Here is an 11,839-nt window from a genome sequence, read left to right as displayed (position 1 = left end):
CGAATCAAAGGTGAGCTCTTGTTACAGTAACGGCTCAACGAGGAGAAAAAATGATCAGAGTCGCTACCGCAGTCATTTCCCTGGCTGTTATCGCTGGCTGCGCCGGAAAAATGGACTACGTACGCCCCAAGGCTCCGACGGCCGTGGAAAACACGAAGATCATCAACAAGTCACGCCAGGCCGTCTGGGATGCAGCGGTGCCCCAATTGGGCAAGGAATTTTTCGTCATCAACAACCTGGACAAGTCGTCGGGTCTGATCAACATCAGCTATTCGGGTGACCCGGAAAAGTATGTGGACTGTGGCCGCATCATCTCGTACGTCAAGAACGCGCGCGGTGAACGCACTTACGACTTCCCGGCAGCGAAGCAGCAGATGGAATACGAGGTCATGACATCCAATCTGTTCTTTCTGAGCAGGCAGATGAATCTCGACGGGCGCGTCAACCTGATTTTTGAAGAGATCGGCCCAGAGCAGACACGCGTCTCAGCCAACACGCGATATGTCTTGAAGCTTGACCATACCGTGCGCGACGTCAATGGACGCTCCGTCAACACATCCAACAGCATTGCATTCAACACGAATACCGCAGCCAGTTTCCCGCGTCCTGAGAATATGGAGGCCGTCAACTGCCGGTCGACTGGACTGTTGGAGCAAGATCTTCTGTCGAACATCAGGTAAACAACACACGTCCAGGCGGGACCGGTTCCAGACGCGCTAAACTGCGCCGCGTCGTTCGGCTCTTGCCAGCGTACCGCCGTCTTCGTAGTTCAATGGATAGAACGGGGTCCTCCTAAGACTCAGATACAGGTTCGATTCCTGTCGAAGGCACCAAAGACCCGAATCACGGCGTCTCATCCAACATCAGAAACCCGCACGCTTCAAGGCGTTGCGGGTTTTTCTTTGCCCCGCCGCCTCTCACGGAGACACGTTTGCTCGGCAGATGAAGGGCAAGCGGCTCGCCCTCACGCATCGACGAGCCCGCCCGAGCTCAGTCAAGCACATTCACCCCCTGGTCGCGCAAGCGCTGCGCAAGCGACTCCCAGCGCTCGGCTTCCCAATCGGCAAGGCATTGTGCGAGCAGTGCGTGCGAATGCACCTCTGCTGTGATCGTGATTTTCCGGGAGCGCAGCCATCCAGCCTTTTCGGTCCGCACGAAGTGCACCTGATCGTAGGGCGCTGCATCCATCGGCACATGACTCACGTACAACTCAGCCTTGGCGCTCGGAGCCTGGAAGACGATGGCTGGCAACGGCCCCTCCTGGGTTTCGTGCCACGCCCCCATGACACTTCGCCAATCAACCGATCTGACAAGCGCAATGGCTGCTTCAGCGTTGTCGACGCGGCCGATGTCAGCGGTATCAGTCGAAGGAAGGCCGAATTGGATGGTTGTGTACTGGAGCATGGATTCGGATTCGTTAGCGCCCAGCACGGTACTTTGCTGCCGGGCGAGATATCAGACCTGGCTTTGATCGTAAGGCCAGCCGATTCCAGACTTCCTCGCTCAGAACGGCCCGCCGAACCGGCTGGCAATCAACAAAGGTCAGCCCTTTGTGACGTGACATCTCCCCGAATCACTTTCCCATCCGTTCCGAGAAGTACTGGGCATTTCCCGTTGCCTATGCAGCCCCGTTCCTCTCTACAGTAAACGCCCTCGTCACCCGACACCCCACCAAGTGGGCAAGGAGCGCATCCCCTTCAAGCACCTGAACGAATGAACCGCACCGCCTCGCAGCGGGTCATCGGCGCATAGCCGCATCGATGCAAATGCGAGGTCTTAAAAGGCGACGGCCGGGATGCGTCAACACCCCGGCCGTCTGACCAAGTGAAGTGCCCAACCTTGGAAAGGATGCACCCCAAATGGCTACCCGGAATATAGCCCGCCCCTCCACGCCCGTAGCTCACGCAGAGGCCCCGCGCGACGCGGCAACGCTCCTGGAGGAAAAGAGCACGCAGCTCTACTCGCTGCTCTGCTACTGCCACGGCAACGGCCCACCACAGCAGGAAGATGCAGGCCCCGAACATCGCGGCAATGTGTTCTGGCTTGCCTCTGAATTGGCAAGAGAAGTGATGAACCTGATCCAGGTCTGCATCCCTCGAGAGCGATAAGGGACAGGCAGCAGGCGGCTGCGGTGCGGCCCCGTCAGCAACGGCGATCCCCAAAGCTAACATCGCCCGCACCGCAAGCACTTGCTCGTGTTCCCTGCCTTCCCCCCATGTCCCTCGCCCTGCAGTTCATCGCCGCCATCGCCCTGCTGGCCGCGCTTCACACCACCGTGATGGCCGTCCTCGCCCGCGTGCTCGGCATCGCAGTCCGAGAGGTGTCGCTGGGCTTTGGCCCGACTCTGCTGTCCGTGGGCATCTTCCGCCTGCGCGCGTTGCCGTTCGGCGGCGCTGTCGTGCTCAAGAACACGCTCACCGACACCAAGCCGGACGATGCCGCGCCCGATTGGGCCGACGACGCCTTCGACACCCAGCCGCGCGCGGTGCGCGTGCTGCTGCCGCTGTCGGGCATTGCCGCGCTCATCGCCGTGGCCTTCGCGTTGCGGCCCGACGCGGCATGGAGCAGCCTCGTCAACGGCTTTCCGCAGATCGTCACGGGCGCTCTCTCGCCGCTCTCCACCGCGCAGCATCTGCTCGGCGGCGCGACGAATGTGGGGTCGCTCGGCTTCGCATCGTTGCTCGGCATGCTCGCCGCGAAGTTCGCCGCGCTGAACCTGCTTCCGCTGCCGACCATGGGCGGCGGCCAGGCCTTGCTTACGTTGCTCGACCCATGCCCGCACGATCAGCCGCGCTGGAAAGAACTGCTGATGCAATGGTCTGCGTGGCTGGCAATAGCGCTGGGCGCGACATGGATCGTGGCCATCGGCGTGTTCCTCGCACGCTGAAGAAAAGATGAAGAAAACAAGGCCGCAAAGCCCTGCGGCCCCAACTGTTAATTACTGGTAACACGGCACGGCTCCAATCGGGCGCGGGAACGTTCCCAGCCTTCTTCATCGCAGCCCCCGTGACTTCTGCCACCGCCCCACGCCCTCCCCGCTCCCTCAACATCCTCGGCCGCCGGCTGCTGGCCACTTTCAGCGTCGTGCTGCTGCTGACCCTCGCGGGCTCGGGCATCGGCATCTGGTCGCTGGCCAAGGTGACTGGCGCCACGCATGAAGCCATCCAGCAGAACGGCGTGTCTGAACGCCTGGTGGTCGATGCCTATCGCCTGCAGGCGATCAATGCCGAGCGCTACAAGGCGATGGCGCTGAGCTCCGAGCCCGAGGTCGGCGAGATCCTGGCCGCCGACATCCAGGCGACGGAGAAGCAATACAACGAGCTGATGCAGCAGGTCGACCAGCGCCTGAAGTCGGAGCCCGACCGCGCGCTGCTCGCGCAGATCGAAACCGCGGGCACCGGCTTCAAGGCGACCGTGAAAGAGCTGATCGCGGCGCGAGATTCGGGCCTGACGGAGCGCATCCGCAACGTCTATTCGCAGCGCTTCCAGCCGGGCTCGGCCGCGCTGCTGGCGGCGGTGTCCAGGCTCGCGCAGGCGCAGCGCGACGCCATGGACGCAGCCGACACCCGCATCGACGGCCTGAGCGCTTCGGCGCGGCTGGCGCTGGTGGTGTTCTGCGCGGCGGCGCTGCTGGTGGGCGCGGTGCTGGCGCAGTGGCTGGTGCGCAGCATCAGCAGGCCGATCCGCGCGGCCGGAGAAACGGCGCAGCGCGTGGCCAGCCTCGACCTGCGGCAAGACATCGAAGGCCACGCACGCGACGAGGCCGGGCAGATGCTGCAGGCGCTGGGCGCGATGCAGGGCGCGCTGCGCGAACTGGTCGAGCGGGTGCGCGAGTCGGTGCAGAACGTGCGCGTGGCGGCCGGCGACATGGCGCAGGGCAATTCGGAACTCTCATCGCGCACGGAAGAGGCCGCGTCGAGCCTGCAGCAGACGGCCGCCGCGCTGGAGCTGGTGATGCACAACGTGGCGCAGTCGAGCGAGGCGGCGGGCCGGGCCGAGCAGATGGCGGGCGCCGCGGCCACGGTGGCGGCGCAAGGCGGCGAGGTGGTGTCGCAGGTGGTCGGCACGATGCAGGACATTCACCGCGCGTCGCACAAGATGGCGGACATCATCGGCGTGATCGACGGCATCGCCTTTCAGACGAACATCCTCGCGCTCAACGCGGCGGTGGAAGCCGCGCGCGCCGGCGATTCGGGCCGGGGCTTCGCGGTGGTGGCGGCGGAGGTGCGGCAGCTGGCCACGCGCTCGGCGGCGGCGGCGCGCGAGATCAAGGGGCTGATCGAGAACTCGGTGCAGCGCATCGAGGCCGGCACGCAGCTGGCCGACAACGCGGGCCAGACGATGAGCCGCATCATGGCGTCGATCCAGCAGGTGGCGGGCACGGTGAACGACATCACCGAGGCCACGCACGCGCAGACGCGAGACATCGGCCAGATCAACACCGCGGTCTCGCGGCTGGACCGCATGACGCAGCAGAACTCGGCGCTGGTGGAAGAGTCGGCCGCCGCATCGCAAGGCCTGCGCGACCAGGCACGCAGCCTCGAAGCGCTGATCAGCCAGTTCGTGCTGCCGGGCGACAGCGAGGCCGCGCAGCAAGATGCGCAGTGGCTGCCGGCACGGGCGGATGCTTCTTCTTCGGCTCGCAAGGCGCGGCTGTCGGCAACGCCCAAAGACCGTCTGCTGCCGGCTTGAGCAGCCGCCTCAGCGAATCAGGTCCATCGAGGCGATTTGCGGCGTGACCTTGGCTTCGGTCGCGGTCAGCAGCTGCCCGTTCGATTCCTTCCAGCACATGAGGTTGGTGATGCCCGAGCCCGCCGGGCCGGGCGCCTGGATCGACACCGCCTTCCAGCCCTTGCATGCGCCGCCCACGGTGGTGGGCCGGTCGAGAAACACGTACTCGGTGCCGGCGTCGATGCGCATCACCCCCACCACGCCGGGTGGAAACGGCTTGCGCGTCTGGGCGGATGCCGCGCACGCGGCGGCGGCCATGACGATGCCGATGAAGAAGATCCGTCCCATGCCTGCTGCTCCGGTGTTGTCGAGGCCGGATATTACTTTTGCGCTTCGGTCCGCTCCCGCCACGGCTTGTGCACCCCGTCGACCGACCGCACGCTGACGAACTGGCTGGCCCGCAGCTTCAAGCGCTCGACGGCGGCATCGAGCGAGGGCTGGGCCATGATCACGACCTCGCCATGCCGCAGGCCGTCCAGCGCGATCTCGGCCACGCCGGCATAGCCGCCGCTCACGCCTTGCTTGAAGTGGAACGAGCAGGACCAGCCGCCCTTCAGGTCGACGGAAATGGGATGTGAGGTCAAGGGTACGCGAGAGCTCTGGAACTGCCCGGCGCCATGCGGGCGGGCGTGTCCATGGATTGTTTTTTTGGCGGCTCCAGTGTCGCGACGGCGCCGGCAGCGTCAATCCCATGAACGGGTTAATTGGCGCGGCGCATGGCCTGCCTCATCCCCCGTTTCCGTGATGGTCCGAAGACATCAAAGCCGTTTCAATCGGCGCCTCGCGGCAGCGATCGGTGCGCCGCATTGGAACTGTCTTCAGAAGAATCAACGAGGAGATCGAACATGGATCGGAGAAGGTTTGCGCTCAGCGCAGTGGGCATCGCGGTGTTGAGCGGATGCGGTGGCGGTGGCAGCGGAGGTGGCGGTGGCCTCGTCTTTCCACCGGTCGGTGCGCCGCCCGCCCCCGCCCCCGCCCCCGCCCCGGGCGAGCCTTCCGCGCCGCTGCCGCCCGCGCCGCAACCGCCGGTACCGCCCGCACCCAACCCACCGGCGCCGCCGGCCGGCCCCGAGCTTGCAACGCCGACCTTGCTGCCTGCAGCGACCATCCTCACGCAAAGCATCGTCAACAAAGACAACGATGCCGGCGTCGGCCCCGGCCAGGCGAACTTCTGGGACCTGCGGCCCGACTTCTGCATCGGGGATGGCTGGAACAGCCAGTTCGCGGGTGCGCTGGCATTGAATGTGAAAGTGGACAGCAGGTCGGAGGGCTTCGACAACGACCAGAAGTTCAGCGAGCTGACAGCGCTGGGCCCCGAGATGACGGAGGCAGACGGCATGAAGGTCGTCTCGACCACGACCGACCCGCAGTTCCAATCGAACGGTGTCGCGGCATTCCTGCATGCGGTGCCCGATGCACGGCTGCAGCAGACCTTGGACCTGCGGCAGGCCGTTGGCCGAGTGGACTTCAGCTGGAGCGGCATATGGGGCGTGGAGCGCGGCAACTTCGTTGGCAACGGCGATGGCGTCTCGGAGCCGGCCTTCATGCAGGTGGTGGTGCGCGACCCCAGCGGTAGGATGCTCAAGACGATCTTCAAGACCGAAGCCGGCGTCCAGTCAGGCTCGTGGGGGTACGTCCGGCTCACTGAATTCGCCGGCCAGGAGGTCGTGCTGTCGTTCGAACAATGCAACCGTGGCCAAGGCACGTCCATCGAGATGGTGTCGGTGAGTGACAACGCACGTCCGCCCCGCGAGTTCATCGTCAACGGCGACTTCCGCGCCGGCCTGTCCGGCTGGACCGTGTCGCAGACGCGCGGCGTGCAGAACGTCCGCTCGGCCATCAGGACGCTGCGCAATCTCGAGGTGCAGCGCACCTTCTACGCACAACCCAACCAGTCGTGGGGGCGCATGACGGACACCTTCCACAACCCCACGGCATCGTCCATCACGGCCAAGGTGACGTATGCCAGTTTCCTTGGCTCCAACGGCGCCGGCGTGATCTACCCGCCGGCTGGCGCGCCGCTGAAAGGGCTGACGGTGTGGGACGGCAATGGTCAGAGCCGCGACGCGGGCTTCGTCTTCGGCGCGGCGGACAGCGTCGACTACACCTCTACCTCGACGCTCAACACATCGGACGGCGACGGCGTGGTGAGGGTGCAATTCGACATCACGGTGCCGGCCGGTGGCACGATCACGCTGGCCAACTTCCTGATCCTGGCGGGCACGAACACCTGGATCGGCGCCACGAGCACCGCGGCCCGCGCCACCGAGGTGGACACGCAGGCCGCCGCCATTGCCACGAACTTCCGCACCGACGTGCTCTACCAGCGCGGCCTGACACAACTACAGCTGGACACGCTGAAGAACTTCTGAGCGCAGCAAGCCCCCAGGGCACTCACACCACCCGGTGCTCCTCCACCACGAAGGCAGTGATCTCCGCCAGGAAGGTGAGCGCATGCGCCATCGTCACCTGCCCCTGCGGCGACGCGAAGGCGGCGTTCAGCGTGTCGGTGTCCTCGAACCACAGCTCGACGATGCCGTCGATCGGCAACTCGGGGTAGCCGCAGGGCGTGCCCTTCACGAACTCGCGCGCGGTCACCACGTTCTGGCGGTAGCCGCTCACGCCCGGCATGCGGCGCACATGGTCGGCATGCACGCGCCATTCGCGCCGGAAGTCTTCTTCGGATTGCGCAGCAGGCCGGCGCAGCAGCGAGATGCGCTTGAGCAAGCCATGAAGCTCCTGTGGCAGCGCGATGACTTCGGTCTGCGCGACGCTCACGATGTGCAGGCCACCCAGAAAGTGCTCTTCGTCCGCGCGGATGGCCGCGGCCAGTTCACCGTGGCCGAAGGCTTGCGAAGCCTGCGCGGCCTCGTCGAAGCGCAGTTGCGAGAAGCCGTCGAAGTCCCACGGCCCGCGCGCGAAATCGATGCCGCGCTGCAGCCGGTCGACCACCAGGTTCTGCCGGTAGCCGCGCAGCGTGGGCAACTGCGCCACCAGCGGGCCGTGCCTGTCGCGCCAGTGGGTGCGAAAGGCTTCGTCGGTCCACGCGGGCTTCTTGCGGATCAGGCCCATGCGCAGGTTGGTGGTGGTCGTCGTCGGCTCGGTCATTGCGTGCTTGTGTCCTTGTCGCTGGATGCCGCGGCTGCTTCGGCCCGCGCACGCGCAAGGCCCGGGGCGCGCTTGGCCAGCCACACGCCGTGGCGCACCGGCCAGCGTTCGTAGCCGGGGTCCGCGCCGAGCGCGGCGGCCGCGTGGTGCGGCCAATAGGGGTCGAACAGCGCCTCGCGGCCGAGCGCGATCAGGTCGGCGTCGCCGGCGGCGAGCACGGCCTCGGCCTGCTGCGCGTCGACGATCATGCCGACGGCCTGCGTGGGCACCTGCGCCTCGCGCCGGATGCGCGCCGAGAACGGCACCTGGAAGCCCAGACCGCGCGGCACCGGCAGCGCGCGCGTTTCTTCCGTGAGCCCGCCCGACGAGCAGTCGATCACGTCGACGCCGCAGCGCTTGAGTTCGCGCGCGAGCACCACCGAGTCGTCCAGGCTCCAGCCGTCGAGCGTGCCGTCCACCGCCGACAGGCGGCAGAACAGCGGTTTGTGCGCAGGCCATGCGGCACGCACGCGCTGCGCGATTTCCAGCGCCAGCCACATGCGGTTATCGCGGCTGCCGCCGAGCGCGTCGCCCCGGTGGTTGGCGTTGGGCGACAGAAAACTCGCCACGAGGTAGCCGTGCCCGAAGTGAAGTTCGACCACGTCGAAGCCCGCCTTGTCGGCCCGCACCGTCGCATCGACGAAATGCTTCACGACCGAGGCAATGCCGTTGGCGTCCAGCGCGCGTGGCGCCGACCAGCCCGGCCCCGCCGCAAGCGCGCTGGGCCCCAGGCGCTCCCAGGGTTCCTCATCGGCTGCCATGCGTGAGTCGCTTAGCGCCGCGCCGCCTTCCCACAGCGGCTCGCTGCCGGCCTTGCGCCCCGCATGCGCGAGCTGCACGCCGATGGCGCTGCCCTGCGCGTGCACGAAGTCGACCACGGCCTTCAGCGGCGCGATCTGGCTGTCGTTCCACAGCCCGAGGTCGGCCGTGCCGATGCGCCCGCGCGGATCGACGGCGGTGCTCTCGGTAAGGATCAGCCCTGCCCCGCCGAGCGCGAACTTGCCCAGGTGCACCATGTGCCACGGCGTGGCATGGCCACGGTCGGCGGCGTGCTGGCACATGGGCGAGATCACGACACGGTTGGCCAGCGTGAGGCCGCGCAGTTGCAGGGGCTGGAACAGCAGGGGGAGAGAGTCGGACATGGAGGGCAGGATTCAATGCGCCGCTTGGGGCACGGTGGTGGCGGGCCGCGTGCCGAGCCAGGTGCCGCTCATCACGGCGGCAAAGCCGAGCAGGTGCCACCACGTCAACGCTTCGCCGAGCAGCAGCGCCGCGAACGCAACGCCGAACACCGGCACCCAGTAAAGAAATACGGCCGTGCGCGCCACGCCGATGACGGAGATCGCACGGTTCCAGATGAGGTTGCCCGCCGCAGTGGCGGCAATGCCGGAGAACAGCACCAGCGCCCACGGCCATGCGCCGGGAAACAGCTCGGCCGTGCCCAGCCGCGAAGGCCCGAGCAGGGTGTGCACCACCAGCATCGCGGTGCCGATCATGTAGATGACCCAGCTGATCGACAGCGGGTCGATCTGCCGCGCGAGCTGCTGCACGCCCACGCCGCCGACCGCGAAGCTCACCACGGCCAGCGCCAGCATCAGGTCGCCGATGCCGGCGCGCGACAGCCCCACGCCGGGGTGGCTCAGCACCACGGCTGCCACGCCCGCGAAGCCCAGCGCCACGCCCAGCATGCGCCGGGGCGTGAAGCGTTCGCGGAACACCAGCGCGGCCATCAGCGCCGACACCAGCGGGCTCAACGCCATGATGAGCGCACCGTTGGTGGCCGTGGAGCGCAGCAGGCCCTGCGCGAACAGGATCTGGTTGGCATAGACCATGAGGAACGCGCAGCCCGTCATGGCCCCGAGCTGACGCGCGCCGAGCGCAGGCACGCCGCCCCGGCGCCACAGCACGATGGCCGACAGCGCCACGCACGCCACCACCATGCGCAGCGCGGCCAGCGGCAGCGACTCGAAGGACGTGGTCAGCGCCTTCACGGCGGACACGTTCACGCCCCACAGCACCATGGCCAGGAGCATCCAGCCCTGCACGGCGGCGGGTGTCGCGCCAGGTGGCGGTGTGGACTGTTTCATTTCAGATGTTCGAGGAGCAGTGCGCGCCCCGCGAAGCGTGGGCCTTTCGGGAGCGCCCGCGGAACCGGCTCTGCCGGGCCGCAGGGTGCGCCCCCGCGAGGGGGTGTCCGAGCCACACGAAGTGGGCGAGGCTGGGGGTGGTCAACCTTCCAGTTCGTTCCACATCTCGATGTCGCGCTCCGCGGTCCAGATGCGCGGGTGGACGTGGCCGGTGGCTTCGTCGTACGCGCGGGTCACGTCGAAAGGCATGCAGTGGTCGAAGATCACCCAGTGGCCGTAGGTGGGGCGCAGCGCGGCCACGGTTTCCTTGTAGATCACGTTCAGCGTCTTGCCCGCGGCCACGCCGCTGTTGACCAGCGTGTACACGTCGGAGATGAAGGCGCGCGTGGAGGCGATGGCCTTGCGCACGTCGCCCGCGTTTTCCAGCGCGGCGCCGCGGCCGGGCACCAGCTTCTCGAAGCCGAAGCCGTCGAGGCGGTCGAGCGTGGTGGGCCAGTCGCGGAAGTAGCAGTCGCCGGCATAGGCGGTGCTCTGGTATTCGACGAGGTCGCCGGCAAAGCAGATCTTCTGGTCTTCGAGGTAGGCGATGGTGTCGCCCTTGGTGTGGCCGCGGCCCACTTGCGCGATCTTCACTTCGAGCTTCTTGCCCAGCCACACACTCATGGTGCCGTCGAAGGTCATAGTGGGCCAGGTGAGGCCCGGCGGCACCGATTCGACATTGCGGAACAGGCGCGGGAAGCGGCCGATCTCGCTGGCCTTGTCCTGCTCGCCGCGCTCGACGATCAGGTCATAGGTGTCGCGGCTGGCAATGATCTGCTCGGCGCCTTCCTTGAAGTAGGCCGACGCGCCCAGCACGCGCACCGCGTGGTAGTGGCTCAGCAGCACGTACTTGATGGGCAGCGGCGTGACTTCGCGGATGCGGCGGATCACGTCCTGCGCCATTGCCGGCGTGGCCTGGGTGTCGACCACCATCACGGCTTCGTCGCCGATGAAGATGCCGGTGTTCGGGTCGCCTTCGGCGGTGTAGGCGTAGGCATTCTCCGAGAGGCGGGTGAACGAGACCTTCTTTTCTTCGAGGTCGGCCTGGCTGGCGAATTTCCTGGTGGTGGCGGTCATTGGATGTCCTTTGAAGTGAGCGGTGGAGTCAGTGCGTGCCGAGGTACGCGGACTTCACCTTGGGGTTGTCGAGCAGTTCGCGGCCGGAGCCTTCGAGCGTGATGCAGCCGGTTTCGAGCACATAGGCGCGGTCGGCCACGCCCAGCGCCTGCTTGGCCATCTGTTCCACCAGCAGGATGGTGAGACCCGAGCTGCGCAGCTGGCGGATGGCGTCGAAGATGTCCTTGATGATGAGCGGCGCGAGCCCCAGCGACGGCTCGTCGAGCAGCAGCAGGCGCGGCTCGCTCATGAGCGCGCGGGCAATGGCCAGCATCTGCTGCTCGCCGCCCGACAGCGTGCCCGAGGGCTGGTGCTGGCGCTCCTTCAGGCGCGGGAAGCGCGCGAACTCGCGTTCGATGGCGCTCTCCACGAAAGCCTTGTCGTTGCGGCGCGAGTAGGCGCCGAGCATCAGGTTCTCGCGCACCGTCTGGTCGGGAAACACGCCCCGGCCTTCGGGCGACAGCGCCACGCCAAGGCCCACGCGCTTGTGCGAGGGCACGTGCGTGCAGTCGTTGCCGTCGATCAGCACGCGGCCCGCGGCCACGGGCTCCAGCCCGACGATGCTCTTGAGCAGCGTGCTCTTGCCGGCACCGTTGGCGCCGATGATGGTGACGACCTCGCCCGCGCGCACTTCCAGGCTCACGCCCTTGACGGCCTCGATGGCGCCGTACGAGACCTTCACCGATTCGATTTTCAACATGATGGTTTCGGTCTTTCTG

At 66.7% G+C, this 11,839-nt stretch carries 13 protein-coding genes and 1 tRNA gene; 6 read left to right on the top strand and 8 right to left on the bottom strand.

The window, feature by feature from the left end; genetic code table 11:
- Positions 1–50 precede the first annotated feature (50 nt).
- Both ACWV14_RS05560 and ACWV14_RS05555 read left to right on the top strand, forming a co-directional pair.
- Positions 51–680, top strand: coding sequence for a hypothetical protein (locus tag ACWV14_RS05560; protein ID WP_454907781.1), 630 nt, complete (start codon positions 51–53; stop codon positions 678–680).
- Between the two features lie 78 nt (positions 681–758).
- A tRNA-Arg gene (locus ACWV14_RS05555) sits at positions 759–833 on the top strand.
- A 157-nt stretch (positions 834–990) separates the two neighbouring features.
- On the opposite strand, the gene ACWV14_RS05550 is transcribed toward ACWV14_RS05555, so the two are convergent.
- Positions 991–1,404: a hypothetical protein gene (locus ACWV14_RS05550; protein WP_454907782.1), complete on the bottom strand. Its 414-nt coding sequence runs from the start codon at positions 1,402–1,404 to the stop codon at positions 991–993.
- A gap of 455 nt (positions 1,405–1,859) precedes the next feature.
- Between ACWV14_RS05550 and ACWV14_RS05545 the strand changes: the two genes are divergently transcribed.
- The 3 genes from ACWV14_RS05545 (at position 1,860) to ACWV14_RS05535 (ending at position 4,692) form a co-directional block, all read left to right on the top strand.
- Positions 1,860–2,108, top strand: coding sequence for a hypothetical protein (locus tag ACWV14_RS05545; protein ID WP_454907783.1), 249 nt, complete (start codon positions 1,860–1,862; stop codon positions 2,106–2,108).
- A gap of 107 nt (positions 2,109–2,215) precedes the next feature.
- Complete coding sequence (locus ACWV14_RS05540; protein WP_454907784.1) at positions 2,216–2,887, top strand: site-2 protease family protein; 672 nt, start codon at positions 2,216–2,218, stop codon at positions 2,885–2,887.
- 119 nt (positions 2,888–3,006) lie between these two features.
- Positions 3,007–4,692 (top strand): methyl-accepting chemotaxis protein, encoded by a 1,686-nt coding sequence (locus ACWV14_RS05535; protein WP_454907785.1) that lies wholly within the window; start codon positions 3,007–3,009, stop codon positions 4,690–4,692.
- A gap of 9 nt (positions 4,693–4,701) precedes the next feature.
- Here the strand turns inward: ACWV14_RS05535 and ACWV14_RS05530 are convergent, their stop codons facing one another.
- A complete protein-coding gene (locus ACWV14_RS05530) occupies positions 4,702–5,019 on the bottom strand; it encodes a hypothetical protein (RefSeq protein WP_422084985.1) in 318 nt (105 codons plus the stop codon).
- Between the two features lie 32 nt (positions 5,020–5,051).
- Positions 5,052–5,315: a hypothetical protein gene (locus tag ACWV14_RS05525; RefSeq protein WP_454907786.1), complete on the bottom strand. Its 264-nt coding sequence runs from the start codon at positions 5,313–5,315 to the stop codon at positions 5,052–5,054.
- A 261-nt stretch (positions 5,316–5,576) separates the two neighbouring features.
- Here ACWV14_RS05525 and ACWV14_RS05520 point away from each other — a divergent pair, with 261 nt between their 5' ends.
- On the top strand, positions 5,577–7,103 hold the full coding sequence (locus ACWV14_RS05520) for a hypothetical protein (RefSeq protein WP_454907787.1): 1,527 nt from the start codon (positions 5,577–5,579) through the stop codon (positions 7,101–7,103).
- A gap of 22 nt (positions 7,104–7,125) precedes the next feature.
- On the opposite strand, the gene ACWV14_RS05515 is transcribed toward ACWV14_RS05520, so the two are convergent.
- The 5 genes from ACWV14_RS05515 to ACWV14_RS05495 all read right to left on the bottom strand — a co-directional run bounded on the left by ACWV14_RS05515 (position 7,126) and on the right by ACWV14_RS05495 (position 11,820).
- Positions 7,126–7,839 carry an EthD domain-containing protein gene (locus tag ACWV14_RS05515; protein WP_454907788.1) on the bottom strand — a complete coding sequence of 238 codons (714 nt, stop codon included), beginning with the start codon at positions 7,837–7,839 and terminating at the stop codon, positions 7,126–7,128.
- Entirely contained in the window at positions 7,836–9,020 is a 1,185-nt protein-coding gene (locus ACWV14_RS05510) for an NADH:flavin oxidoreductase/NADH oxidase (protein WP_454907789.1), read from the bottom strand. Before ACWV14_RS05510 ends, ACWV14_RS05515 begins: the two co-directional genes overlap by 4 nt.
- 12 nt (positions 9,021–9,032) lie before the next feature.
- Complete coding sequence (locus ACWV14_RS05505; RefSeq protein ID WP_454907790.1) at positions 9,033–9,965, bottom strand: DMT family transporter; 933 nt, start codon at positions 9,963–9,965, stop codon at positions 9,033–9,035.
- Between the two features lie 141 nt (positions 9,966–10,106).
- A complete protein-coding gene (locus ACWV14_RS05500; RefSeq protein ID WP_454907791.1) occupies positions 10,107–11,081 on the bottom strand; it encodes an MBL fold metallo-hydrolase in 975 nt (324 codons plus the stop codon).
- 28 nt (positions 11,082–11,109) lie between these two features.
- Positions 11,110–11,820 (bottom strand): ABC transporter ATP-binding protein, encoded by a 711-nt coding sequence (locus ACWV14_RS05495; RefSeq protein ID WP_454907792.1) that lies wholly within the window; start codon positions 11,818–11,820, stop codon positions 11,110–11,112.
- Positions 11,821–11,839: the final 19 nt, after the last annotated feature.

It is taken from the genome of Variovorax durovernensis, from assembly GCF_977011995.1.
The sequence above is the reverse complement of the archived record's forward strand: the minus strand, read 5'-3'. Positions and strand labels throughout refer to the sequence as shown.

Coding starts and splice junctions, on each gene's coding strand:
- ACWV14_RS05560 (WP_454907781.1), top strand. CDS start 51: ATGATCAGAGTCGCTACCGCAGTCATTTCCCTGGCTGTTATCGCTGGC.
- ACWV14_RS05550 (WP_454907782.1), bottom strand. CDS start 1,404: ATGCTCCAGTACACAACCATCCAATTCGGCCTTCCTTCGACTGATACC.
- ACWV14_RS05545 (WP_454907783.1), top strand. CDS start 1,860: ATGGCTACCCGGAATATAGCCCGCCCCTCCACGCCCGTAGCTCACGCA.
- ACWV14_RS05540 (WP_454907784.1), top strand. CDS start 2,216: ATGTCCCTCGCCCTGCAGTTCATCGCCGCCATCGCCCTGCTGGCCGCG.
- ACWV14_RS05530 (WP_422084985.1), bottom strand. CDS start 5,019: ATGGGACGGATCTTCTTCATCGGCATCGTCATGGCCGCCGCCGCGTGC.
- ACWV14_RS05520 (WP_454907787.1), top strand. CDS start 5,577: ATGGATCGGAGAAGGTTTGCGCTCAGCGCAGTGGGCATCGCGGTGTTG.
- ACWV14_RS05515 (WP_454907788.1), bottom strand. CDS start 7,839: ATGACCGAGCCGACGACGACCACCACCAACCTGCGCATGGGCCTGATC.
- ACWV14_RS05510 (WP_454907789.1), bottom strand. CDS start 9,020: ATGTCCGACTCTCTCCCCCTGCTGTTCCAGCCCCTGCAACTGCGCGGC.
- ACWV14_RS05505 (WP_454907790.1), bottom strand. CDS start 9,965: ATGAAACAGTCCACACCGCCACCTGGCGCGACACCCGCCGCCGTGCAG.
- ACWV14_RS05500 (WP_454907791.1), bottom strand. CDS start 11,081: ATGACCGCCACCACCAGGAAATTCGCCAGCCAGGCCGACCTCGAAGAA.
- ACWV14_RS05495 (WP_454907792.1), bottom strand. CDS start 11,820: ATGTTGAAAATCGAATCGGTGAAGGTCTCGTACGGCGCCATCGAGGCC.